Annotated in this window: 27 protein-coding genes; 16 read left to right on the top strand and 11 right to left on the bottom strand. The window is 39.6% G+C overall.

The window, feature by feature from the left end:
* The first annotated feature begins 116 nt into the window (after nucleotides 1–116).
* Nucleotides 117–1,511, top strand: a complete 1,395-nt coding sequence (locus BIZ36_RS06390; RefSeq protein WP_187457053.1) for an exonuclease domain-containing protein — start codon at nucleotides 117–119, stop codon at nucleotides 1,509–1,511.
* A gap of 455 nt (nucleotides 1,512–1,966) precedes the next feature.
* Here the strand turns inward: BIZ36_RS06390 and BIZ36_RS06385 are convergent, their stop codons facing one another.
* The 5 genes from BIZ36_RS06385 to BIZ36_RS06365 all read right to left on the bottom strand — a co-directional run bounded on the left by BIZ36_RS06385 (nucleotide 1,967) and on the right by BIZ36_RS06365 (nucleotide 8,032).
* On the bottom strand, nucleotides 1,967–3,376 hold the full coding sequence (locus BIZ36_RS06385) for an MBL fold metallo-hydrolase (RefSeq protein ID WP_187457052.1): 1,410 nt from the start codon (nucleotides 3,374–3,376) through the stop codon (nucleotides 1,967–1,969).
* Between the two features lie 109 nt (nucleotides 3,377–3,485).
* Nucleotides 3,486–5,213, bottom strand: coding sequence for a SulP family inorganic anion transporter (locus BIZ36_RS06380; protein WP_187457051.1), 1,728 nt, complete (start codon nucleotides 5,211–5,213; stop codon nucleotides 3,486–3,488).
* 59 nt (nucleotides 5,214–5,272) lie between these two features.
* Nucleotides 5,273–5,905 (bottom strand): Crp/Fnr family transcriptional regulator, encoded by a 633-nt coding sequence (locus BIZ36_RS06375; RefSeq protein ID WP_187457050.1) that lies wholly within the window; start codon nucleotides 5,903–5,905, stop codon nucleotides 5,273–5,275.
* A gap of 6 nt (nucleotides 5,906–5,911) precedes the next feature.
* A complete protein-coding gene (locus BIZ36_RS06370) occupies nucleotides 5,912–6,688 on the bottom strand; it encodes an aldose epimerase family protein (RefSeq protein WP_187457049.1) in 777 nt (258 codons plus the stop codon).
* 102 nt (nucleotides 6,689–6,790) lie between these two features.
* Nucleotides 6,791–8,032, bottom strand: coding sequence for an ABC transporter permease (locus tag BIZ36_RS06365; RefSeq protein WP_187457048.1), 1,242 nt, complete (start codon nucleotides 8,030–8,032; stop codon nucleotides 6,791–6,793).
* Nucleotides 8,033–8,035: 3 nt separating this feature from the next.
* Between BIZ36_RS06365 and BIZ36_RS06360 the strand changes: the two genes are divergently transcribed.
* Nucleotides 8,036–9,283, top strand: coding sequence for an exo-beta-N-acetylmuramidase NamZ family protein (locus BIZ36_RS06360; RefSeq protein WP_187457047.1), 1,248 nt, complete (start codon nucleotides 8,036–8,038; stop codon nucleotides 9,281–9,283).
* On the opposite strand, the gene BIZ36_RS06355 is transcribed toward BIZ36_RS06360, so the two are convergent.
* Both BIZ36_RS06355 and BIZ36_RS06350 read right to left on the bottom strand, forming a co-directional pair.
* A complete protein-coding gene (locus BIZ36_RS06355) occupies nucleotides 9,280–9,717 on the bottom strand; it encodes a BLUF domain-containing protein (RefSeq protein WP_187457046.1) in 438 nt (145 codons plus the stop codon). The genes BIZ36_RS06360 and BIZ36_RS06355 overlap by 4 nt on opposite strands.
* A 63-nt stretch (nucleotides 9,718–9,780) precedes the next feature.
* Complete coding sequence (locus tag BIZ36_RS06350) at nucleotides 9,781–10,626, bottom strand: sterol desaturase family protein (protein WP_187457045.1); 846 nt, start codon at nucleotides 10,624–10,626, stop codon at nucleotides 9,781–9,783.
* A gap of 132 nt (nucleotides 10,627–10,758) precedes the next feature.
* On the opposite strand from BIZ36_RS06350, the gene BIZ36_RS06345 reads away from it, so the two are divergent.
* Nucleotides 10,759–11,085, top strand: a complete 327-nt coding sequence (locus BIZ36_RS06345; protein ID WP_187457044.1) for a DMT family transporter — start codon at nucleotides 10,759–10,761, stop codon at nucleotides 11,083–11,085.
* Nucleotides 11,086–11,091: 6 nt separating this feature from the next.
* Here the strand turns inward: BIZ36_RS06345 and BIZ36_RS06340 are convergent, their stop codons facing one another.
* Together BIZ36_RS06340 and BIZ36_RS06335 are read right to left on the bottom strand one after the other, a co-directional pair.
* A complete protein-coding gene (locus tag BIZ36_RS06340) occupies nucleotides 11,092–11,574 on the bottom strand; it encodes a GyrI-like domain-containing protein (RefSeq protein ID WP_187457043.1) in 483 nt (160 codons plus the stop codon).
* 6 nt (nucleotides 11,575–11,580) lie between these two features.
* Entirely contained in the window at nucleotides 11,581–12,078 is a 498-nt protein-coding gene (locus BIZ36_RS06335) for a YkgJ family cysteine cluster protein (protein ID WP_187457042.1), read from the bottom strand.
* Between the two features lie 72 nt (nucleotides 12,079–12,150).
* On the opposite strand from BIZ36_RS06335, the gene BIZ36_RS06330 reads away from it, so the two are divergent.
* Nucleotides 12,151–12,873: a class I SAM-dependent methyltransferase gene (locus BIZ36_RS06330; protein WP_187457041.1), complete on the top strand. Its 723-nt coding sequence runs from the start codon at nucleotides 12,151–12,153 to the stop codon at nucleotides 12,871–12,873.
* 35 nt (nucleotides 12,874–12,908) lie between these two features.
* Nucleotides 12,909–13,841, top strand: coding sequence for a hypothetical protein (locus BIZ36_RS06325; RefSeq protein WP_187457040.1), 933 nt, complete (start codon nucleotides 12,909–12,911; stop codon nucleotides 13,839–13,841).
* Nucleotides 13,842–13,844: 3 nt separating this feature from the next.
* Here the strand turns inward: BIZ36_RS06325 and BIZ36_RS06320 are convergent, their stop codons facing one another.
* A complete protein-coding gene (locus tag BIZ36_RS06320; protein ID WP_222937293.1) occupies nucleotides 13,845–14,423 on the bottom strand; it encodes a 7-carboxy-7-deazaguanine synthase QueE in 579 nt (192 codons plus the stop codon).
* A gap of 208 nt (nucleotides 14,424–14,631) precedes the next feature.
* On the opposite strand from BIZ36_RS06320, the gene BIZ36_RS06315 reads away from it, so the two are divergent.
* The 3 genes from BIZ36_RS06315 to BIZ36_RS06305 are packed head-to-tail and all read left to right on the top strand — an operon-like array spanning nucleotide 14,632 to nucleotide 17,621.
* Entirely contained in the window at nucleotides 14,632–16,134 is a 1,503-nt protein-coding gene (locus BIZ36_RS06315; protein WP_187457039.1) for a helicase HerA-like domain-containing protein, read from the top strand.
* 37 nt (nucleotides 16,135–16,171) lie between these two features.
* Nucleotides 16,172–16,720 carry a hypothetical protein gene (locus tag BIZ36_RS06310; protein ID WP_187457038.1) on the top strand — a complete coding sequence of 183 codons (549 nt, stop codon included), beginning with the start codon at nucleotides 16,172–16,174 and terminating at the stop codon, nucleotides 16,718–16,720.
* A gap of 52 nt (nucleotides 16,721–16,772) precedes the next feature.
* Nucleotides 16,773–17,621: an alpha/beta fold hydrolase gene (locus BIZ36_RS06305; protein WP_187457037.1), complete on the top strand. Its 849-nt coding sequence runs from the start codon at nucleotides 16,773–16,775 to the stop codon at nucleotides 17,619–17,621.
* On the opposite strand, the gene BIZ36_RS06300 is transcribed toward BIZ36_RS06305, so the two are convergent.
* Nucleotides 17,618–17,980 carry a winged helix-turn-helix transcriptional regulator gene (locus tag BIZ36_RS06300; protein ID WP_187457036.1) on the bottom strand — a complete coding sequence of 121 codons (363 nt, stop codon included), beginning with the start codon at nucleotides 17,978–17,980 and terminating at the stop codon, nucleotides 17,618–17,620. The two genes, BIZ36_RS06305 and BIZ36_RS06300, sit on opposite strands and share 4 nt — an antisense overlap.
* A gap of 116 nt (nucleotides 17,981–18,096) precedes the next feature.
* Between BIZ36_RS06300 and BIZ36_RS06295 the strand changes: the two genes are divergently transcribed.
* From BIZ36_RS06295 to BIZ36_RS06260, 8 genes are all read left to right on the top strand, one after another.
* Nucleotides 18,097–18,966, top strand: coding sequence for an SDR family oxidoreductase (locus BIZ36_RS06295; protein WP_187457035.1), 870 nt, complete (start codon nucleotides 18,097–18,099; stop codon nucleotides 18,964–18,966).
* Between the two features lie 57 nt (nucleotides 18,967–19,023).
* Nucleotides 19,024–19,860 (top strand): 4,5-DOPA-extradiol-dioxygenase, encoded by an 837-nt coding sequence (ygiD, locus tag BIZ36_RS06290; protein ID WP_187457034.1) that lies wholly within the window; start codon nucleotides 19,024–19,026, stop codon nucleotides 19,858–19,860.
* Between the two features lie 47 nt (nucleotides 19,861–19,907).
* Nucleotides 19,908–20,423: a GNAT family N-acetyltransferase gene (locus BIZ36_RS06285; RefSeq protein WP_187457033.1), complete on the top strand. Its 516-nt coding sequence runs from the start codon at nucleotides 19,908–19,910 to the stop codon at nucleotides 20,421–20,423.
* Between the two features lie 66 nt (nucleotides 20,424–20,489).
* The gene (locus tag BIZ36_RS06280) at nucleotides 20,490–21,047 is read left to right on the top strand and encodes a TetR/AcrR family transcriptional regulator (protein WP_187457032.1); all 558 of its coding nucleotides are present in this window, start codon (nucleotides 20,490–20,492) and stop codon (nucleotides 21,045–21,047) included.
* A 55-nt stretch (nucleotides 21,048–21,102) separates the two neighbouring features.
* A complete protein-coding gene (locus BIZ36_RS06275) occupies nucleotides 21,103–21,966 on the top strand; it encodes an SDR family oxidoreductase (protein WP_187457031.1) in 864 nt (287 codons plus the stop codon).
* The gene (locus BIZ36_RS06270) at nucleotides 21,966–22,319 is read left to right on the top strand and encodes a DoxX family protein (protein ID WP_187457030.1); all 354 of its coding nucleotides are present in this window, start codon (nucleotides 21,966–21,968) and stop codon (nucleotides 22,317–22,319) included. Before BIZ36_RS06275 ends, BIZ36_RS06270 begins: the two co-directional genes overlap by 1 nt.
* Before the next feature lie 73 nt (nucleotides 22,320–22,392).
* Complete coding sequence (locus BIZ36_RS06265) at nucleotides 22,393–23,181, top strand: polysaccharide deacetylase family protein (RefSeq protein WP_187457029.1); 789 nt, start codon at nucleotides 22,393–22,395, stop codon at nucleotides 23,179–23,181.
* A 2-nt stretch (nucleotides 23,182–23,183) separates the two neighbouring features.
* Entirely contained in the window at nucleotides 23,184–23,609 is a 426-nt protein-coding gene (locus tag BIZ36_RS06260; protein ID WP_187457028.1) for a VOC family protein, read from the top strand.
* Nucleotide 23,610 lies beyond the last annotated feature (1 nt).

Below are 23,610 nucleotides of genomic sequence, written 5' to 3'. Positions count from 1 at the left end.
TTAAAATAGCTTGGTGCCTAAAAATAAGCAATCAACCTTATACTACCTTGTACAATTTGTATTTTTGCACTAGGATTACCCCCTTCAATTTTTAATTAAAAATAGGCTCTCAATAATTGTACTGCATTGTAGATATAGAAACCACGGGCAATAGTATAAAAGGCAATAAGATTACCGAAATATCTATTTTTAAATATGATGGGTATGAAATTGTAGACGAATATACCACATTGGTCAATCCACATTGTGAGATACCCTATTTTATTACCCGACTCACGGGAATTGACAATGATATGCTCCGTGATGCACCTACCATTGAGGAAATTGCCCAAAATATACTGGACATTACCAAAGACACCATTTTTGTTGCGCATAGCGTAAATTTTGATTATAACATTATTAAAAATGAACTGAAGGAAATTGGATATGAGTTTACCCGAAAAAAACTTTGTACGGTTAGACTTTCCAGAAAGCTTCTTCCGGGATATCACTCCTATAGTTTGGGTAAATTATGCTCTTCTTTGAACATTCCTTTAACCGATAGGCACCGCGCACGTGGTGATGCGCATGCCACTACACTACTATTTCAAAAATTATTACGGACCCCCAATGCCAATCAGGTTTTTAAATCGTTTCTTAATGCCCGTTCACAGGAAGCGACGCTTCCTTCTGCATTACCTAAAGAGGTATTTGAAAGGATACCCACCAAACCAGGGATTTATTATTTCAAGGATAGAAAAGGAAAGATCATTTATGTAGGTAAAGCCATTAATCTCAAAAAAAGGGTACTGGGTCATTTCTATGATAAATCTACCAAGGAAGTACAACTTTGTAAAGATACGGCGGATATAGATTTTGAATTATCTGGAAGTGAATTGTTGGCACTTCTTATGGAATCGTCGGCCATAAAAAATATATACCCCCTATACAACCGGGCACAAAAAAGAAAAATTCAGCCCTATGGTATCTTTTCCTATGAAGACCGAAATGGTATAAAACACTTGGCATTCAATAAGCTTAAATCTGCTCCAAATGCTATTTACACGCTCTATAGCCCAACGGCATGCCGTCTGTTTCTAGAAGAAATCTGTAAAGAATTTAAACTTTGCCCCAAATATTGCCATCTTCAAGAAAATGTTTCTACCTGCTCCCACTACAGGCTTAATAACTGCGATGGTATTTGTACCGGAACTGAAAGTGCGCAAAGCTATAATCAAAAGGTAACGGCAGCCATGGAGCATGTTAACTCCCAGAGGGCAAATTTTATTATAAAGGAAAAGGGAAGGGATGCTAATGAGGAAGCGCTTATATTAGTCAAGAATAACGCCTATGCGGGTTACGGCTTTATTGATAAGGAAATGGTCATCAACTCTTTTGAAGACCTGGAAGCTTTTGTGGAATTACAGCCCAATACGTTGGAAACAGAAAGTATTATTAGGTCTTACATCATGAAGCAACAAGGTACAATTATTCCTATGGAATTGTTGCTCGCTGATTCTGTCCGGAAATAATCAATTAAAGACTTTCATCTTTTTTGTTCATTTTCCTGTACATTCTAATAACGAGGAACATCCAGACCATAAAGATGACCAATACCAAAACAGAGTATAGTACGTAGTAGTCCATTGTTTCCTTTTCATTAACAATTGTAGAAATTTAATCTTGGCGCCTTTATTTATTACTTAGGAGGTCAACTTGTTTAAAAGACTTTTATTTGTCAAACCACCATTAAACCTGTGATATTTTCCTACTTAAATTACACAATAAATCCTTAAAAACTTAACTTTTAGTTGTGTTTTCATTAACATTTACGAAATTCTTAATAAAGGGGATGTTTGTGTGCTCCATTCACACCAAAAATTAACTTAAATCAGTTTTTTTTACAATTCAAAACAATTAGTTATGAGATGGTTATAACAAAAAAAGCCGTGACAAGGGCCACGGCTTCATTATTCAAGTAAATTTTTTATAAAGTACTAGGACAAACATAGTCTGTAACTTCAGCTCCTGCATTTTTAAGAGCTCCAAAACCACCATCCACGTCAATAAGGTTATGGATTCCCCTACTTTTTAAAATAGAAGCAGCAATTACAGAGCGGTAGCCACCGGCACAATGCACAAGGAATTCATCTGTTTCAGGAAATTCTGAGAGGTGCTTATTAATGAAATCTAGCGGGGTATTTTCCGCATCAATAACATGCTCAGACTGGAATTCACTAGGTTTTCTCACATCAAAAACCGGAATGGATTCCTCATCAATTTTGGTAGTAGCTTCATCGGCCGTAATAGATTCAATAGAATCAATAGCCTTCCCTGAGTTCTTCCAAGCTTCAAATCCTCCTTTTAAATATCCAATAGTACCATCAAAACCAACCCTTGATAATCGAGTCACGGCCTCTTCTTCCTTTCCTTCTGGGCAAACCAGTAAAATTGGCTGTTGAGTATCTGCAATTAAAGCACCTACCCAAGGAGCAAAGTCTCCATTGAGACCTATAAAAATGGAACGCGGCACATGACCATTTACAAAATCTTTTTGGTGCCTGACATCCAGAACTACTGCACCAGTCTCATTGGCCGCTGTTTCAAACTCCTCTGGACTTAAAGCCGTGGTACCTCTGGTAAGTACTTCTCCAATATCTTCATAACCCTCTTTGTTCATTTTTACGTTGAGCGGAAAATACTTGGGTGGCGGTAGCAGCCCATCTGTCACCTCTTTTATAAATTCTTCCTTGCTCATATCTTTACGTAGGGCGTAATTGACTTTCTTTTGATTTCCCAGAGAATCAACCGTTTCTTTCATCATGTTTTTTCCGCAAGCGGAGCCAGCTCCATGTGCAGGATATACAATTACATCATCAGAAAGTGGCATAATTTTGTTTCTTAGGCTTTCATAAAGCAAACCTGCCAATTGCTCTTGGGTCATATCTGCCGCCTTTTGGGCCAAATCCGGTCTCCCTACATCTCCCAGAAAAAGCGTATCCCCAGAAAAAATGGCGTGGTCCTTACCCGATTCGTCTTTAAGAAGGTAGGTTGTACTTTCCATAGTGTGCCCTGGTGTATGAAGCACATGAATTCTTACATCTCCCAATTGAAAAGAATCTCCATCTTTGGCTATAATGGCATCAAAGGAAGGATTGGCGTTAGGGCCATAAATGATAGGAGCACCCGTTTCTTTAGAAAGGGTCACATGACCACTTACAAAATCCGCATGAAAATGAGTCTCAAATATGTACTTAATTTGAGAACCGGCATCTTGGGCCCGTTTGATGTAAGGTTCCACTTCCCTAAGAGGGTCTATGATTGCCACCTCCCCTTTACTCTCAATATAATATGCCCCTTGCGCTAAACAACCTGTATAAATCTGTTCTATTTTCATTTTATGATTTTTGACCAATCGTCCTCTTAAAAAACCGAAACTTTAATAAAGACGTTTGATATTGAAATACAAAAATACCTTAAACCCAAGGATTACATTGTAACATTGGTTACCGTCTTCTTAGGTTCTGGTAAGCGACCTTTTCACTTAATGCAGAAGGAACGGTAGTATCATCAAAATAAGCAACTGCCTCCTTTGTCTGTACAAATAGATGTTTTTTAGACAAAACGTCTATTAAACCACTACTAAAAATAATATCCCGTGTAGGACCTATAGCCCCGGCTATGTAGAATTGCAAGTTTTTGTCGTGTAGGTCCTCTATTATCCGTATAAGCATTTGAGCTGCACTGGAATCTATATAATTAATAGCTTCCGCATTTAGGATAATTCCCTTCAATCCCTCTCCTTTTGCCGCGATGTACTTATAAAGAAGTTTTTTGAAGTAGTTTTTATTTCCAAAATACAGTTGGGAATCAAACCTTACTACCAACAAATCGTTTCTAACATCGATGTCCTCACCAAATCGGTCAATATTCTTATAATAATCAGAGCCTTCAATCTTCCCGAGAACTGCAAAATGCGGTTTCGAACTTTTGTACACCATTAGCAAAAGAGAAAGTAGTACCCCAAGAAGAATTCCTTGCGTAATCCCAATAAATAGGGTAGCCAGAAAAGTAAGGATTAAAATGGCCAATTCATCTTTTCTGTAAGCCCATAAACTTTTTGGATATTCCAAATCTACCAAGCCCACTACAGAAACCATAATAATACTTGCCAATACAGCATTGGGAAGGTAATAGAACAAAGGCGTAAGAAACAACAAGGTGATTACTATCATTAAGGAGCTGAACAAAAGGGACAAGGAAGTTTTTGCACCTACCGAACCATTAATTGCCGAACGGGAGAAACTACCAGTTACCGGGTAGGACTGAAATAAAGAACCCAAAAGATTGGAAGACCCAATGGCAATAAGTTCTTGATTAGCGTCTACTGTTTCCTCCCCATTCTTCTCCTCTAAGGATTTTCCAATGGAAATGGCCTCTAAATAACCAATTAAAGCCAAGGTAAGGGCAATAGGAGCCAATTTTATAACACTTGGAGCATCAAATTGAGGTAATTGAAAATGTGGAAGCCCCGTAGGAATTAAACCAACTATTTTAACCCCGTAGGATTGAAGCCCCAACGCATACACCATAAGAATGGCAACTACGACCACAACCAAAACTCCAGGAAATCGTGGTCTCCATCTTTTAAAAATTACAATGGCAATAATTCCGATAAGGCCAATCGTAAAGTCCAAAAGATTCGTCTCGGGAATTTTCACCATCGCATTGTATAACATTTCATGAAACAGGCCACTTCGCTCCACCGAAGTACCTAACAAATGCTTTAACTGACTAAAAATTATAATAAGGGCTGCCGCAGATGTAAAACCACTTATGACAGGTTTTGAAAGAAAGTTAACCAAAAAGCCCATCCGCAGAACTCCAAGAACAATTTGGATGGCCCCTACCATAAATGCCAGTAGAAGGGCCATGACCACGTAATTCTCTCCTCCGGAAGTAACAAAAGGTGCCAACGCAGCTGCCACTAAAAGTGAGTCCATAGCAACGGGACCGACAGCCATTTGTCTAGAGGTGCCCAAAAGTGCGTACACTACCACAGGTACAAGGGAGGCGTACAGTCCATAAACCGGGGGAAGCCCGGCTATCATGGCGTAAGCCATACCCTGCGGAATCAAGATGATTCCAACAGTTAGGCCTGCAATCACATCCTTACTTAACCATTTACGGTCATAGGTTGGCATCCATTGAATAAATGGTAAGAATCTCCGCATGCTATAAAGCTAAACATTTAATGGATTGATGCAGAAATTGGCGTTTGGAAAAACATCCATTATAGGTCAACTACCGTAATTTCATGCCGGTGCATCTTGATTTTCCCTTCCTTTTCCAATTTTTTAAGTAATCTAGAAATAACCACCCTAGAAGTATTTAAATCATAGGCAATTTCTTGATGGGTAGTATGTATACTTTCATTCTGATTTACTTTGGCCTTATCCCTTAGGTGCTTGAGTAAACGTTCGTCCATTCGTAAAAAGGCAAGGGTGTCCACCGTTTCCAGAAGCTCCATCATACGGGTGTGATAACTATCTAAAATAAACTGACGCCATGATTGGTATTTGGCCATCCAAAGCTCCATTTGCTGCACGGGAATCATCAGTAGTTCCGTATCGCTTTCAGCAATTGCCCTTATTTCACTCTTGTGGGTACCCATGCAGCAAGATAGTGTCATAGCACAGGTATCTCCCCTTTCTAGGAAGTAAAGCAACAGTTCATCCCCATCTTCATCTTCCCTCAAAATCTTGATGGCCCCTTCTAAAAGTAAAGGCATGTGTGTAATATTTTGGCCAATATCCATAATTACAGCACCTTGCGGAATACTTTTCTGCAATCCTACTTTGCCAATTTCCTTAAAAAGCTCCTCTTCGAACAGATAGCCGTAAAACTGTTGTAACTTTTCTTTCATCCTTTCCTAGCTAACGGAAATTTTAACTTTAAAAACCTGGTCTTCGTTTCCTAAAAATTGAAAACCATCATTTAAATTTCTCTGTTCCACATCATACGGATAGAAGGTAATAGGCTCCAAACAGATCATATTTTCGACTTCTGTCCACAACATAAAATTTTGGAATCCCACTGTTTCAATGGTCACTTCTTTATCATCCTTTAGAACGATTTTTTCGCAATCAGGCACCTTGTACGCCCGGCTACCGACCGCTAGTACTTCCTTAAGGGAAATTTCCCTATTGCCGGACAAAATAGTGGGGTTTTCACTATAAAGTTTGAACGCCGGATGATAGCCCAACATAAATGGCATATCCCTCTCTCCGGATACGACGAACGAAATCTCCAATCCGGCCTCCGTTAAGAGAAATTGCTTTTTAAAAAGAAAACCATAAGTGTAAAAGAGGAATTGTTTATTACTTTTTTCAGGGAATTTGCTGTTGCGAACCGGACTTCTCTCCTTGTATTCTTTTTTAAAAACGGCACTTAGGGCAGAACTACTTTCCAATTCATAGTCCAGCTCCCTCAATATACCGTGCTGATCCATGATAGCAATATCCCTAGGGGTCTGTACTTGAAAGTGGGCTTCTGAAGTAGGACCAATAATTGGGAACATTTCCGTATCCGAGCTTCTCCAACCGGGACTACCTTTTTGATGAATGACCTCATGCCCATCAACTTGATATCCTACCAGTTCCCCTTTATCTATTTTTACCGTTTGATTTCCGTTCTGTAAAATCACCATAACCAACTTAAATTTATTATTCGCACATCACAAAGTTTCGTAATTGTACACAATTCCAAAAAATTTGAACATCAGCATACAACGTTTCCCTTAGTAAAATACCTACTCGAACTGAATTGCCTTAACGGGTGTTATTTTAGTAATAATGTATGAGGGTATCAATAACATTAAAAGGCATAGTATTAAAACACCAACGTTCAATAAAATCACTGTTAGAACATCTATGTGTACGGGAATATAATCTATATAATATTCTTGTGGATTGGGAAATTTCAATACCTTAAATTTATGCTGAACGTAAATTGCTCCTAACCCTAAGAGGTTGCCCCAAAAGAGTCCTATACCAATTAGGTACGCCGCATTGTACAAGAAAACCTTTCGTATGCTCCAATTGGCAGACCCCAACGCCTTTAAAATACCGATCATGGGCGTTCTTTCCAAAATAAGAACCAAAAGGGCCGTAATCATATTAAATCCACTTACAATGATAACTATCCCTAAAATGAGGAAAATATTAAAATCGAATAATCCGATCCACTCAAAAATCTTGTAATATTTATCTACTATGGTCTGGGTATCCAATGTGGACAAGGTCTTTCCATAAATTTCGTTGCTTTTTTCCTGTAGCTGATCAAAATCATCCAAGAAGACTTCAAAGTTTCCAATTTGGTCCTCCCTCCACTTATTCATTCGCTGAATGTGACGGATATCGGTAAATACGTATACCCCATCAAACTCTTCAAAACCACTGTCGTACAACCCCGTAATGGTAAATTTTCGTTGGTTGGGCAATTGGGAAACATCGTCATCTTTAAGAAAAAAGGCGTAAAAACTATCTCCTGTGGTCAATTTAAGCCGGTTGGCCATTAGGCTGCTCATTAACACTTGCGAATTGAGCTTTCCCGCAAAATCCGGAAGTACGCCCTCCACTAGGTATTCTTCAAAACCAGACCAATTGTAATCTTTTCCCACCCCTTTTGCCAAGATACCTTCAAAGGTTTCTTGGGTACGGATAATGCCACCCTTACTGGCTACGGCCTGCACATGGGTAACTCCCTCAACATCCTTAAAACTGGGATAAAAATCCTGATTTAGGTCAACGGGAACTACCGAAACATCCGAGGCATTATTATCGTAGTTAGAAATTTGAATATGTCCGATAAAGGCAGCAACTTTTTCACGTATTTTGTACTTGAGTCCAACGCCGGAAGCAATGGCCACTAACATCATGATCATACCAAGTGCAATAGCGGTAATCGCTATTTTTATTATAGGAGCGGAAATACTAATTTTGTGCGCCGCTCCCTTGATCAGCCTCTTGGCCAAAAAATATTCAAAATTCAAATTATGGCATTTTTTTCCTCCTTCAAAAGTACATTTTTCATTTGGTTTTTGGTGCTTTCCTCTTGTGGCAACAATGATAAAGTGCATCATACCGAAGGTGCTACCTCAGTACAAGCCAAGGATAGTGTAATTACGCTTCCGGTCACCGTGGGTGCCAATAGGACAAAATTGTACCTTGAGGAATTAAAGGATAAAAAGGTGGGAGTTGTTGCGAACCAGACAAGCGTTATTTTTAAAGATAGCGAAAAAGAACCCTCCTACGTTCATTTGGTAGATTCCCTATTGTCCCTGAATGTACAAGTACAAAAAGTTTTTGCTCCGGAACATGGTTTTAGGGGTGCTGCCGATGCCGGTGAAAAAGTACAGGATGGTACGGACCCAAAAACGGGTTTACCGCTCATATCCCTCTATGGCAAAAACAGAAAACCCTCTACTGATCAATTAAAGGATTTGGATGTTGTGATTTTTGATATTCAAGATGTGGGCGTACGCTTTTATACCTATATAGCCACCTTACAGTTGGTTATGGAGGCTTGTGCAGAGAGTAAAAAACCTATCATTGTATTGGACAGACCCAACCCAAACGGCCATTATGTAGATGGGCCTACTATGGAAAAAAAACATAAGGGATTCCTAGGCTTGCAGGAAATACCATTAGTTTACGGTATGACCATAGGAGAATATGCCACTATGATTAATGAGGAAGGTTGGTTAGAAGGCGGCAAGAAGGCCAACCTAAAAGTGATACCGCTAGAAAACTGGACATATGAAACCGAATATTCACTCCCTATAAGACCTTCCCCTAATTTACCTAATGACAAGTCCATTAACCTATATCCTAGCTTAGGGCTTTTTGAGGGCACCAATGTTAATGCGGGCAGGGGAACGGAATTTCAGTTCCAGCGCTATGGGGCTTCCTTTTTAGATAGCACCCAGTACAGCTTCAGTTATGTGCCCATGCCTAATTTTGGCTCAAAGCACCCTAAAGAGGAGGGCAAAAAATGTTTTGGAAAAGATTTGTCCCAGATTCCAAGAAAAAACGAAGTTTCATTGCATTGGGTAATAGATGCCTACATGAACTCGGAAGACAAATCCAACATTTTCATTACATCGGGTTTCACCAAACATGCGGGTACGGAAATTCTTCAGAAACAAATTGAAGATGGGATGACCGAGGCAGAAATAAAGGAAACATGGCAGCCCCAATTAGAAGCCTTCAAGAAAATAAGGGCCAAGTATCTAATTTACTAATTGATTTTCAAATTCAGTATTATCTTTCGAACGTTGATCCAGAAAAGGTTGACCGTAGTGGATAGTCTTTCTGAAAAATCGGCCAATAAGAGAAGGTTTTTTTCAAAGTTGGCGATATCCGCTCTGCTTAGGCCGTGGAGATGCGGGTCAAAATAGGCCATGTTCCAATCTGAAAAGCTTCGCTCTTCATCCATTTCCTCACTTACCAATCTAACATTGGAATGTCGGGCATCTTTAGAAATGATTTGAAACAATTTGTTCACTTCCTCCCTATCGCCCTCTAAAATCTGCACAAAAGCTCCATTGTGATATACAAGGCAACCTGTTATATTCTGTACTTTGTTATGATCTCGCGCCTGCTCAAGAATCCTATCAATGCCCAGCTTATCAAAGGACACGCATGCGTTTGATTCATACGTTAACTTGTAAATCATTGAGCAAATATAGAATAGTTTACTTTTTGAACAATTTTTAAGGGCTTTTCATTCGATAAAAAGTTAAACACTTTCAACTTTTTCTATACCAGTGGGCTTTCTATACGTATGAAACGGTTGTTTTAAAAGCCCTTTGATGCTTGAATTTTCAACTTCATCCGGAAAGGTATCCACTCCATAGATAATCGCATCCCTATCATATTGCATATAAGTACCGAAAATACGGTCCCAAATGGAGAAAATATTTCCGTAATTACTATCTGTATAGGGCAATTTATAGTGGTGGTGCACCTTGTGCATATCCGGTGAAACAAATACGTAACTTATCATTTTGTCCACTTTTTTAGGGAGTTTAATATTGGCGTGACCAAATTGCGATGCCACTAAGGACAAGGATTGATATAACATTACAATTCCAATGGGTGTACCCACCAAAAAAACACCGAATAAAGTAAACATAAAACGGATGACGCTCTCTAAGGGGTGATGCCTGTTAGCGGTAGTAGTATCCACATTATGGTCTGTATGATGCACTAAATGAATCATCCAAAGTGGTTTTACCCTGTGTTCCGTTAAATGGGCCAGGTAAGCACCTATAAAATCGAGAAGCAATACCCCTAGTAGCACGTAAACCCAAAGCGGCATTTGTGGTAGCCAGTTGATGATGCCAAAATCATTGTCAATAGTCCAATCGGCCGTTTTTAATAATAGAAATGCCAATGCAAAATTGACAATGATGGTGGTGAGCGTAAAGAAGAAATTGGGTAGTGCATGGTTCCATTTTTTATAGGAAAACCTAACCAAAGGTACCGCACCTTCCAAAACCCAAAAAAAAGTAATGCCCCCTACTAGAATTAGAGATCGGTGCAAGGACGGAATGGTCTCAAAATAGTTGATTAGCGCTTCCATTTGTTTAAAAACGATTTATAAATTCAATTACTTCCTTTTAAATATACAAAACCTAACCCAATAATTTAGGTGGTTACCATTGCATCAAAAATTGGACTAGTTTTGCAGATAGCCCTAATTTAAAACCGAAATATGAAATGGATATTGCTAATAATTGCCGGACTTTTTGAAGTAGCCTTCGCCGCCTGTTTGGGAAAAGCAAAAGAGGAATCTGGTGCTATCGCCAATTATTGGTACTTGGGATTCTTGGTGTGCCTCACCATTAGCATGGTACTCTTGGTAAAAGTCACCCAAGTTTTACCTATTGGAACAGCGTATGCCGTATGGACAGGAATTGGGGCAGTGGGCACTGTTTTGGTAGGCATTTTTGTTTTTAAGGAGCCTGCCTCCTTTTGGAGACTTTTCTTTTTAACCACCCTAATCACCTCAATTGTAGGTCTTAAATTGGTATCCCATTAAGACACTCTATTCTTTAATTTCCTTAATGGGAATCCAAACTTCCTCTTCAGAATCAGGATGGTTATTCTTGTATTTTTCCCCGAGAAGTTCAAAATGTGGTCGATTATCCAATTCATAACCAGAATTTGGCAACCAACCGTTGAATATGGCATTCATAGTTTCTGGAAACCCAGAAGGCGGTCCTTTATGAATAAAAACAGCGTACTCCCCAGCTGGTAAAATCATTGTTTCAAAATCATCGTTCTCAAATTCGCTCACCTCAACAGCCGCCCATTTCACAAATTCCTTTGCAGGTGAAAAAACTGATTCCCGTTTGGATTTGGGATACACTTGCAGCGAATATAGGGAAGTACCTATCCTATTCTTCACCAAACGTTTTTTTGGCATAAAACCGCTCCAAAGTTCAAAAGTCCTATTGTTCTGCAAACTCATGCTCAGGAAATGGCCAACCAATTTTTTCTCAGTCAAAAATTCAATTCTAGGTTGCATAGCCAACTATTTTTGGGGTAATCGTTCTTTCATAGCTTCCACAATATTAAATGCCGCCGGACAAATTGCTACATTTTTCATGGTAAGATGGGCAATTTGTTGAAATTTTTTCCTGTCCGTATGGGGAAATTCCCGGCAAGCTTTTGGCCGCACATTGTAGATAGAACAATAATTATCGGCACCTAAAAAAGGACAAGGAAGTTGTTGCAGCACATAGTCATTATCCTCATCAATCTTTAAATAGCTATCGATAAAGACTTGAGGCTTTTGCTTAAAGGATTTTGCAATTCTTTCTATATCAGCATTGGTAAAAAGGGGTCCGGTTGTCTTGCAGCAATTGGCACAATCTAAACAATCCGTTCGCTCAAACTCCGCTTCATGAAGTTCCTGCATTACGTAATCAAGATTTTTAGGAGGTCGCTTTTTAAGTTTGGCAAAAAACTTTCTGTTTTCTACTTTCTTTTCCCTTGCTTTTTGAGGAAGTTGCTCCAAAATTTTCTCCATCTACCTAAAAATTAAGACAAAACTAAACAAGAAATATTTAAATAGTCCATTTTTGCATTTGAAACGGCAGATATGGCTAAAGATATACTTGGACAAGCACTTCTTGATTATCAGAACGGAAATTATTCTGAGGATATCACTACCTACTCTCCTACTTTGGACGAGGAAGATGTAATGCCACTTCCCTATTTATTCAGAGATTATTCCCAGATGCCTCCATTGGAGAAGAAAGCCCTTCAACTTTGCAAAGGAAAAGTTCTGGATGTTGGCTCGGGATCGGGAAGCCATAGTTTGTATCTGCAGGAAAAAAAGGTAGACGTAACCGCACTGGACAATTCTGCAGGAGCGATTGAAACCTGCCGGATACGGGGAGTTGAAAAAACCGTTCTCCAACCCATTTTAGAGTATTCTAGGGAAACGTATGACACCCTTTTAATTCTAATGAACGGAATTGGCCTAGCAGGCCGAGCTGCCAATTTAAATACGTTTTTAAAGCACCTTACATCGTTATTAAAACCCAATGGTCAAATTTTATTGGATTCTAGCGATATCATTTATATGTTCGAAGAAGATGAAGATGGCGGTGTTTGGGTGCCCAATACCGGTAACTATTACGGAGAGGTAGATTTTCAAATGACCTACAAAGAACAGAAAGGGGAGACTTTTAATTGGCTCTATCTAGATTATAAAAGCCTTGAAAATGCCGCAGAACTGGCGGGCTTACGCTGTGAGATGGTTTTGGAGGGGGAACATTATGATTATCTGGCACGATTATGGAAGGATTCCCCCAAATGACCGTCTAACCTAAGGTGGGCTTAATGACAAAATGTATGAAAAATTCATTCTTAGTTCTTCTCAGTATGGTATTCTGCCTTATACAAGGCTGTTCGGATAATTCCTTGGACGTAACCAATGACCCATCGGAACCTAAAGTGGTGGACAAGACAGCAAACTTGCAAAGCACGGGAGATTCCGCCAATGATATTTTGAGTAATTCGTCCTTTTCCAAATTAAAAGTTGAAATAGCCTATGTAGAAGGGTTTGGTCCTACCCAAGAGGCCATAGACGGATTCATTTCCTATCTCAAAGAGCGTACGTTCAAGGAAGAAATAGAAGTGGAGTATGCGTCACTGAGCTCACCAGATGAAGAAAGCCTTACTCTTGAGGAAATTATAGAATTGGAAAACCAAAACAGAACGGTTTACAATGACGGTAACACCTTAGGGATATATATTTATTTTTCAGATGCCCCTGCAGAGGGGGATGACTTGGACGAAGGATTGGTCACGTTGGGAGCCGTTTACAGAAATACTTCCATGATCATACACGAAGCCACAGTGAGAAGATTGGCCGATCAAAGCTTCTTTATCTCTGATGCCGATGTAGAACTCACTACTTTGAACCATGAATTTGGACATCTATTTGGACTGGTTAATTTAGGCTCGGATATGGTAAACGACCATGAAGACGTAAAACTCGATGAAAATGGAGAACCAGAAATAGATAGAAACGGGAATCCTGTGGGTAACAACCATTGTTCCGTTGAAGGTTGTCTTATGCGCGCCGAACTTCAATTTGGAAGGCCAACGAGCAAAGGAAATTTACTTGTGCCAGAGCATATTTTAGATCAAGAAGTTACATGTAGGCTTAACGGAAATACGGTAATGCATTTACTGGAAAGCAAATATGCCAAAGGAATTATAGCCGCTCCAGAGCTCGATAACCAATGTCTTTTGGATTTGGCCAATAACGGCGGTAGGTAAACCCTATGGAATATTTAGATATTTATGGGTCTGCAAAGAAACCTTCCATTTAGGGTTGGCCATCACATAATCCACAATCAAAGGCACTACTTTATCCCGTACGCTCCATTCTGGCTGTAAGTAAAGTATACAGTCCCCATTCACTTTAGCCGCCTGTTCTTCGGCAAAAATTAAATCGTGCTTGTTATAGACAATCACCTTTAACTCATGCGCCACATCGTAAATACGTTCCTCCGGTAATTTATTTTTTTTGGGAGAAAGACAGATCCAGTCCCAAGTACCGGTTAAGGGGTAAGCGCCTGAAGTTTCTATGTGTGTATTGAGTTTTTTTTCCTTTAGAGCACTGGTAAGCGGATCCATGTTCCAAGTCAAAGGCTCCCCTCCGGTTACGACGATGGTATTGGAATATTTGGCGGCATTCTCCACAATGTCATTAATTGCCGTTGGGGGGTGCGTACCTGCATTCCAACTTTCCTTTACATCACACCAATGACACCCCACATCACAGCCTCCTACCCTTATAAAATAAGCAGCCGTACCTTTATGATATCCCTCACCTTGAATAGTGTAAAACTCCTCCATTAAAGGCAACATTAGACCTTTATCAACTTCCTTTAAAACTTCCTCTTCAACCATTTGGCAAAGATAGTGCTTGTTGGCAGCAAAACCCAAAAAATAGAATTTGCAATTGCCTGCATCTCAATAAATGCGCAAACGCAACTGCCAATTTGTAATTTCACTTCAGCCAAAAGAAGCAAAATTCCCTTATTTTTACCCAAAATTCTATCTCATGGCCACCAACGAAGATTTTTTGAACCATATAGTAAAAGGATATACTACCAAAGGGGAACATATAGTATTGGGTGCTGCCATGCTTAATGGAGAGGCGGTTACCAATGCGCATGTGAAAGTACCCCTAAAAACTATGAACCGTCATGGTTTGATTGCTGGCGCCACAGGTACAGGTAAGACCAAGACACTTCAAGTTTTAGCGGAGAACCTTTCTGAGAAAGGGATACCGGTCCTATTAATGGACCTTAAGGGAGATTTAAGTGGTATTGCCCAAGCTAGTGCCGGTCATCCCAAGATAGACGAACGCCATGCCAAAATAGGATTGCCTTTTGAGCCTAAATCCTTTCCAGTAGAGATTCTTTCACTCTCTGAACAGGATGGTGTCAAGTTAAGAGCTACCGTTTCTGAATTTGGCCCAGTTTTACTCTCGAGAATACTTGACCTGACCGTGACACAGGAAGGCATAGTGGCCGTAGTTTTTAAATATTGTGATGATAACAAGTTGCCTTTATTAGACCTTAAGGATTTTAAAAAGGTACTCCAATATGCCACGGGTGAAGGAAAAGCGGAGTTTGCTAAAGATTACGGAAGAATTTCAAGCAGTTCTACCGGAGCCATCCTTAGAAAAATTATTGAACTGGAACAACAAGGGGCTGAACTTTTTTTTGGGGAAAAATCTTTTGAAGTGGATGATCTTACCCGCGTAGATCAAAACGGCAAGGGCTACATTAATATTATCCGTCTGACGGATATACAGGACAGGCCCAAACTGTTTTCTACATTTATGTTAAGCTTGTTGGCAGAAATATATGGTACTTTTCCGGAACAAGGGGATAGTGATAGACCTGAGCTTATTCTTTTTATAGACGAGGCACATCTCATTTTCAATGAAGCTTCCAAAGCGCTTTTGGAGCAGATCGAAAGCATTGTGAAATTGATTCGTTCAAAGGGTATCGGACTTTATTTTGTAACCCAAAACCCAACCGATGTACCGGATGCGGTACTTTCCCAATTGGGCCTAAAGGTACAACATGCCCTTAGGGCGTTTACTGCAAAAGACAGAAAAGCTATAAAGTTGACCGCGGAAAACTATCCGGACTCGGAATATTATGACACCAAGGATGTACTAACTTCATTAGGCATTGGAGAAGCCTTGGTGAGTGCCTTGGATGAAAAAGGTAGGCCTACTCCACTCGCTGCCACCTTGCTAAGAGCCCCCATGAGCCGAATGGATGTTCTAACAGAAACGGAACTGAAAGACTTGATTTCCTCCTCAAAATTGGTGAAAAAATATGGGGAAGTCATAGACCGTGAGAGTGCCTACGAAATCTTGAACGAGAAAATTGAAAAGGCCGAAGCTGAGGCAGAAAAGGAAAAAGACAAACCAAGGACACGAGCTAGAAAAAGCTCTTACACCAGACAAAACCCCGTCATCAAGGTGTTGACCAGTGCCACATTCATTAGAGGGGTATTGGGAGTACTAAAAAAGGTTATCAGGTAAGAAATTTTGGTTCGAAAAACATTTATATAAGTTATATATGAGATATATTATTTTGATCAGTGCTCTGGTTATAGGACTTTCAAGCTGCCAAACTGAAAAGGACACTACTTTTTTGGTATCTAAGGATGCCGTGGGTAAACTTGAACGTATTAGCCTAGCAAGGGATATAGAAATTATCTACGAAAATGACTCCATCGTTAAAGATTCTACGGTCATTAATACCTCTAACAATAGCAAAAAAATAAAGGTTTTTGAAAAAGGTGGAAAGCATCTGTTGACTCTTACCCCTAGTTCTGATAGCATCCCTACCATTGAGAATATACGGATTGAGGACAAACGCTATGTTACGGAAAAGGGAATAGGATTATTGAGCACTTTTAAGGATATAAAGGACAACTACACAATTAAAAAAGTGATTACCTCCATGAACAACGTGGTTATTTTACTAAAAGATAGCGATGTTTATTTTACTATTAGCAAAGAGGAACTTCCGTCGAGTTTACGATATGCTTCGAGCGTCAACATTGAGGCGGTTCAAATACCAGATGATGCCAAAATCAAGTATATGATGGTAGCTTGGGAGTAATAAGGATCTATTATAAAATCCGTCAAAACGAAGCAAAAGAAACCTTACCCTCTTGAACAAGCTTATTCCAAAAATTTACGGTCAATATTTTAATTTTTTGGCACTTTTTTCAAAACGAAGGGCAGCCCTGGCCACCTTTGAGGTTTTTAGCAAAGTGCGCAAGGGCCGGGTGCTTCCTCAACAGGAAACCTATTTAGAGGATGCCAAAGATCAAGTTTTAGAAATTGAAAACCAATCTATTCAGACTTACCGATGGCCAGGAAAAAGAGAGACCGTGGTTTTAGTACATGGTTGGGAGAGCAACACTTTTAGATGGCGTAACCTTATTGCCAAATTGCGTGAGGAAGATTTTAATGTGGTGGCCTTTGATGCTCCTGCCCATGGAAATTCTTCCGGTTCCAACCTACATTTACCCTTGTACACCCACTGTATTCAAGCCATGGTTGAAGAATACCGGCCTGTCCATGTGGTAGCGCATTCCTTTGGGGGTATGGCATTACTTTTCAATGAATATCAGCAATCTAATGACACCATTGAAAAAATAGTCACTATTGGATCACCTTCAGAATTTCGGGAATTACTTAGCCATTATCAAAAATTGGTAGGGTTTAACAATCGGGTGTTATCCGCTTTTGAAGATTACATAAAAGAACGCTTTGGTATGGAAGTGGATGATTTTTCTTCATCCAAATTTGTAACCAACAATTCCAAAAAAGGATTGTTGCTACATGACAGATTAGATGTCTTGGCCCCCTTTCATGCTTCGGAAAAAGTTCATGCCCATTGGAAAGGTAGTCGGTTTATAAAAACCAAGGGGTTGGGGCATTCCATGCATCAGCCTCACATAAATGAATATATTGTCCATTTTTTGGAAGATAAGCCTATCATTGAAAAGCACTAACCAACCTCTACTACGCTCTCTCTATGCTCCAGGCCCCATTCTATCATGGAGTCCATAACAGCGAGTATTTTTTTTCCGCTCTCCGTTAGGTGATATTCGATACGGACCGGGGTTGTGTTAAAAACTTTCCGTTCTACCACGCCGTTCAGCTCCAACTCTTTTAATTCCTTACTTAGCATTCTGGGGGTAATCTTTCCTATATTTTCCTGCAAGTCCTTAAAGCGATGAATTCCATATAAAAGCGAAGCAATAATGGGCATTTTCCACTTTCCACTAATTACATTTAGCGTATCGTTTACCGCCAAGACGTATTGCCTAGGGCATTTCTTCACTTCTAACAATTCTTTTAAATCACTCATTTACAGATATTAAAAATAAAACTATACAAAAGTATACTCATACTTTATAGTAATTAACTATACTTTGTATACCAAAAATAATAATTTTGTTCCATATAAATTAAATATTTGTAATTATGGTACTAGTAACCGGGTCTACAGGATCTTTTGGCTCCTTAGTGATTGAGCATTTAATAACCAAAGGAATCCATAAAAATGATATTGCCGCCTTGGTGCGTGATGAAGAAAAAGCATCCAAGGTGTTACCCAAAGGCATACAGTTTAGAAAAGGTAACTACGACAACTACCGTACCTTGGTAGAAGCTTTTAAAGATGTAGACCAACTCATGTTTGTTTCCGGTAGCGAAATTGCAACAAGGGAGGCACAACATAAAAATGTGGTCAATGCTGCAAAAGAGGCTGGCGTGGGACACGTGGTATACACCTCTTTTATGAGGAATAATGAGATTAAAAACTCCGGGATAGCATTCTTACAGAACACGCATATTAAAACAGAAAATTGGATCAAGGAAAGTGGCATTACTTACACCATAATGCAGAATGCCTTATATGCCGATATGCTTCCGATGTTCATAGGGGAAAAAGCGATTGAAAACGGCATGATTATTCAACCAGCACATGATGGTAAGATAAGTGCATTACTGCGTACCGAAATGGCAGAAGCTGCCGCCGAAGTCCTTGTAACCAATGGCCATGAGAATGCTACTTATTTATTGTCCAATCCCGATGTAGTATCGTATAATTATATAGCGCGAATACTAACTGACATCACCGGGAAGGAAATTAAATATCAATCCCCCGAGGTAGCCGATTTTGAAAAAGCATTGAAAGACCAAAATGTTCCAGATGAATACGTTGGGCTTTTCGTAGGATTCTCCATAGCCCAAGCTCAAGGGGAGTTAGCACTTCAAGACCCCAGTCTTGAACAACTTTTAGGTCGTAAACCTATAACTATCAGGGAAACTTTGACAAAGATATATGGGTAAATGAAGCGAAAAGCTTTTATTAGAGCATTGGGATTATCCATTTTAAGTACACCAAGCATGACAACATTGAAGGAACTGGAAAAATTTTCCAGTAATTTAAAAAACACTTCCCCCATGCCCACTTTATTTTTGGGCCATGGTTCGCCCATGAACGGGATTGAGGACAATGAGTTTGTAAGGGAGTTTAAAAAACTGGGGCAACAGCTCGATAAACCCAATGCCATTATAGTTGTATCTGCACACTGGGAGACTTTTGGCACAAAAGTAACCGCAATGGAAAACCCTCCAACCATTCATGATTTTGGTGGTTTTCCCAAAGAACTTTATGAGGTACAGTATCCTGCTCCAGGAAACCCGAAATTGGCGAAGGATATTTCGCAAATGCTACATCCAAATTATGAAGTAACCTTAGACCATCGTTGGGGACTTGACCACGGTTCCTGGACGGTAGTCAAGCACATTTTCCCTAATGCAGATGTACCCATTATTCAACTAAGCCTCAATAAATCCTATACACCTAAGGATCATTATCAATTGGCACAACAACTACAAAAGTTGAGAAGCAAAGGAGTATTGATTGTTGGCAGTGGTAATATGGTCCATAATCTTAGACTGGTGGCTTGGAACAAAATTTCGGAGAATTATGGGTACGATTGGGCCTTTGAGGCCAAGAATAAAATGAATCAGTGGATTTTAGATGGCAATTTTGAGCAACTAATAAATTATAGGAGCCAAGGTAAAGCCTTTGATTTGGCGATACCTACACCAGAACATTTCCTCCCCCTACTCTATACCATTGGACTCAAAAATGAGAAGGATGAAGTTTCCTTGTTTAATGATGTACCCTTGGCAGGATCCCTAAGCATGACTTCTGTGAAGCTCTCAAATGCTTAAATGTTAGTCCATAAAAAAGTATCTTGCGAGCGTTTAAACTTTGATGCATGGTTAAAATTGTGGAGGCTGCCATTCAGGACTGTAAAGAATTAATAGCATTGGGGAAAAGCACCTTTGTAAATTCCCATGGGCATAGCGCCGCATCCAAAGATATTCAAGAATATATAGATGCTAATTTCACGGAGGCTAAATTACTTCCAGAAATATTGAACAAAAATTGTATTTATTCACTTATTTATCTGGATGATTCTTTAGCGGGATACTCTAAAATCACCCTCAATTCAACCCATCCGCAGATAACTTCTTCACAGGCAACTAAATTGGACCGGCTTTATCTGGACCAAAATTTTTACGGTAAAGACCTCGGTAAACAATTGATGCACTACAACTTGCAACTATCCCAAGAAAAGCAACAATTGGGGATGTGGCTTTATGTTTGGAAGGAAAACCAACGGGCCGTCAACTTTTATCAAAAAATGAATTTTAAGATTGTAGGTGAAGGTGATTTTAAAATAACGGACACCCATAGCAATCCTAATTTTATAATGTACAGGGAATACTAAATGCTTAAAAAAGTATAAACTGGTTATAATTTTTGGAATATACATTCCATTTTTTACATTTGTATCGTGAACAAAAAAGATAGCATATTACGAGCTGCACTAAAACTACTGACCTCAAACGGGCTACACGCCACCCCAATGTCCGCAATTGCTAAAGAGGCAGGCACTGGTATGGGCACTATTTATAATTATTACCCTAACAAAGAGGTTCTAATCAATGCGGTTTATGTAGATATCAAACAGCAAGAAGAGGCCCTTTTTGAGCATTTTAATTCTAAACTACCTACCAAGACCCAGTTTGAGGCGTATTTTGGGAACACTGTAGATTTCTTTCTCAAAAACCCATTGTACTTTAAGTTTATGGAGCAACTACACGCATCACCAATTATTACTAATGATAGTAGAGCCGCGGGGAGAAAGGCAGTTGAAAGCGTAGTACAGCTAATTGATTCGGGCAAAAACGATAGAATTATAAAGAACATCGATACCAATGAAATTTTGCAATTTGTAGGGGGAGCAATTTTATCCTACTTACGCTGGTATTTATCCGAGAATAACAATCAAGGAAATTCCCGCTCCTTGAAAAATTTAACAAACATGGTTTGGGACGCCATTAAAGAATAATAATAAAAAAATTTATTTCAACATTGGAATGAACATTCACTCTAAAACCTTCAATATGAAAAAGAACATCTTAATTACCGGAACCTCTACAGGAGTTGGTTACGAAGCCGCCCTATTATTCGCAAAAAATGATTTTAAGGTGTATGCCACCATGCGAAACCTTGACAAATCAACCCCGTTAAAAGAAGCTATCTCAGCAGATAACTTAGATATTGAATTACTTCCCCTTGATGTTTCCGACAATGAATCCATTCTTAAGGCAGTAAATACCATCCTCGAAAAAGACGGCAAAATAGATTACTTACTTAATAATGCCGGAGCAGGATTTGCTAAAACCCTGGAGCAATCAACCTTGGAAGAAATTGATTGGGTGACCGATGTGAACTACACCGGAGTTGTACGTACAACCAAGGCGGTACTACCTCATATGAGGGAGGCACGGTCTGGCCATATCATTAATGTTACATCGGTAGGCGGACTTATCGGACAGCCTTTCAACGAGGCATATTGCGCCGCAAAGTTTGCCGTTGAAGGTTTTACCGAGGCACTTGCCACTTACGTATCAAAAGCATTTAATGTAAAATTTAGTATGGTTGAACCAGGCGGTATTTCTACGGAATTTATGACCAACGCTGTATCAAAAACAGCTAATGATAAAGGCGAGTTTGCTACGGGAGAGTATGCGCCCATCTTTCAAAAATATTTAGAAGGTGCTCAAAATCGTGCCGAAGCAGGTGAAGCATCTCCTTACCAAACCGGAAAGGAAGTTGCAGAAATCATATTAGACCTAGCTCTTTCGGAAAACCCTCCATTGCGTATCAGAACGTCGAAATGGGCTGAAGATTTCACCCAGTTAAAAACCCAAGCTGATCCCGATGGAAGCAAGGTAATAGCACAAATTCAAGCAACCATTAACTAATGTGCAATCTAGCTTACTGGACAACCACAGGTCTCCTTTCCCTATTCTTGGTACTTAGCTCATACTCCTATGTATTTAGCCCTAGTACCATTGGAGGTATTAGAGACCTTGGGTTTCCCGATCACTTTAGGTGGCAACTGGCTATTTTAAAGCTCGCGGCAGCGCTCATCATTCTTTTGCCAAGTTTACCATGGACCCTCAAGGAATGGAGCTACGCCGGAATAAGTTTCTTTTTAATCACCGCTCTAGTGGCGCATGTTGCGCACAAAGACTCTATTATCATATCCATCATTTTGGTTCTACTGCTCCTTACAAATATGGCTTCTTATGCATTGGCAAAAGTGCTTCTTTAAACCATAATGCAGCTTGCGTAATTTCTGTTTACGCAAGCTGCATTATTTTTATATTTAAAGTCAAGCTAACAATATGCATTTCAAACCAATTTTCTTTCTATTACTCTTTGGTTATTTGACCTCCTTCGGGCAAATTTTGAAAAAAGAAATTCCTGATAAAATGGTGGTGCTTACGTTTGATGACGCCCCGGCCAGCCACTATTCCTATGTAGCCCCCTTGCTCAAAGAATACGGATTTGGCGCCACTTTCTTTGTTTGTGAATTCCCACCAAATTATAAGGATACTACCCTTTATATGAATTGGCGCCAAATGAAGGAGTTGCACCAAATGGGGTTTGAGATTGCCAATCATACGAGGACACATGCCAACGTTGCTAAACTGTCTAAAGACTCCTTTTTTGAAGAGCTTAGCTATATTGAAAATACATGTGATAGCCTACAAATAAATACTCCCTTGAATTTTGCGTATCCGGGTTACGGACTTGATGATGAAGTTTTAAACCACTTGGCAGAAAAGAACTATCGTTTTGCACGGGCCGGTGGTAAACGAACTTACAACCCGTTGGAAGACCACCCTTATCTTATTCCCAGTTGGGCACCGGATGCCACAAATGAGGAAGAAATTATGGAGGCTATAAAAAGTGCTAAAAACGGTCATATAACCGTGCTCACATTTCATGGTGTTCCCGATTTGGAACATCCTTGGGTAACCGTACCAGAAGAGCTTTTCAAAAAGTATATGGATTTTCTAAAGGAAAAAGAATACCAAGTAATTTCTCTAAGAAAGCTAGAAACTTATATTGACGTTCAGGAAGCCCACCAAAAACTAAAACCCGATTTTTCCAAACGTCTAAAAAATTAAACATGCAGCAAATTTCTCCTTTTCATATTGCCATACCAGTTCATAACCTCAAAGAATGCCGGGAATTCTATGGTCAAATACTCAACTGTAAGGAAGGCCGAAGCAGCGAGCTTTGGGTAGATTTCAATCTCTTTGGTCACCAATTGGTCATCCATTACAAACCAAAATCAGCATCTGAAAAGTTACACCACAATCCCGTCGATGGACATGATGTGCCGGTACCCCACTATGGCGTAGTACTACCATGGGAAGAATTTGAAAATTTTGCGGATAACCTCAAACAAAAAAAGGTTCAATTTGTCATTGAACCCTATATACGTTTTAAAGGGCAACCGGGTGAACAGGCCACCATGTTCTTTTTAGATCCGGCCGGGAACGCCCTGGAATTCAAGGCGTTTAAAAATATCGGCCAGCTTTTTGCCAAATAGT

It is taken from the genome of Cytophaga sp. FL35 (assembly GCF_014349235.1).
Classification (GTDB): domain Bacteria; phylum Bacteroidota; class Bacteroidia; order Flavobacteriales; family Flavobacteriaceae; genus Euzebyella.
Note: the sequence above shows the minus strand (reverse complement) of the source record. Positions and strands in the feature narration are given on the sequence as shown.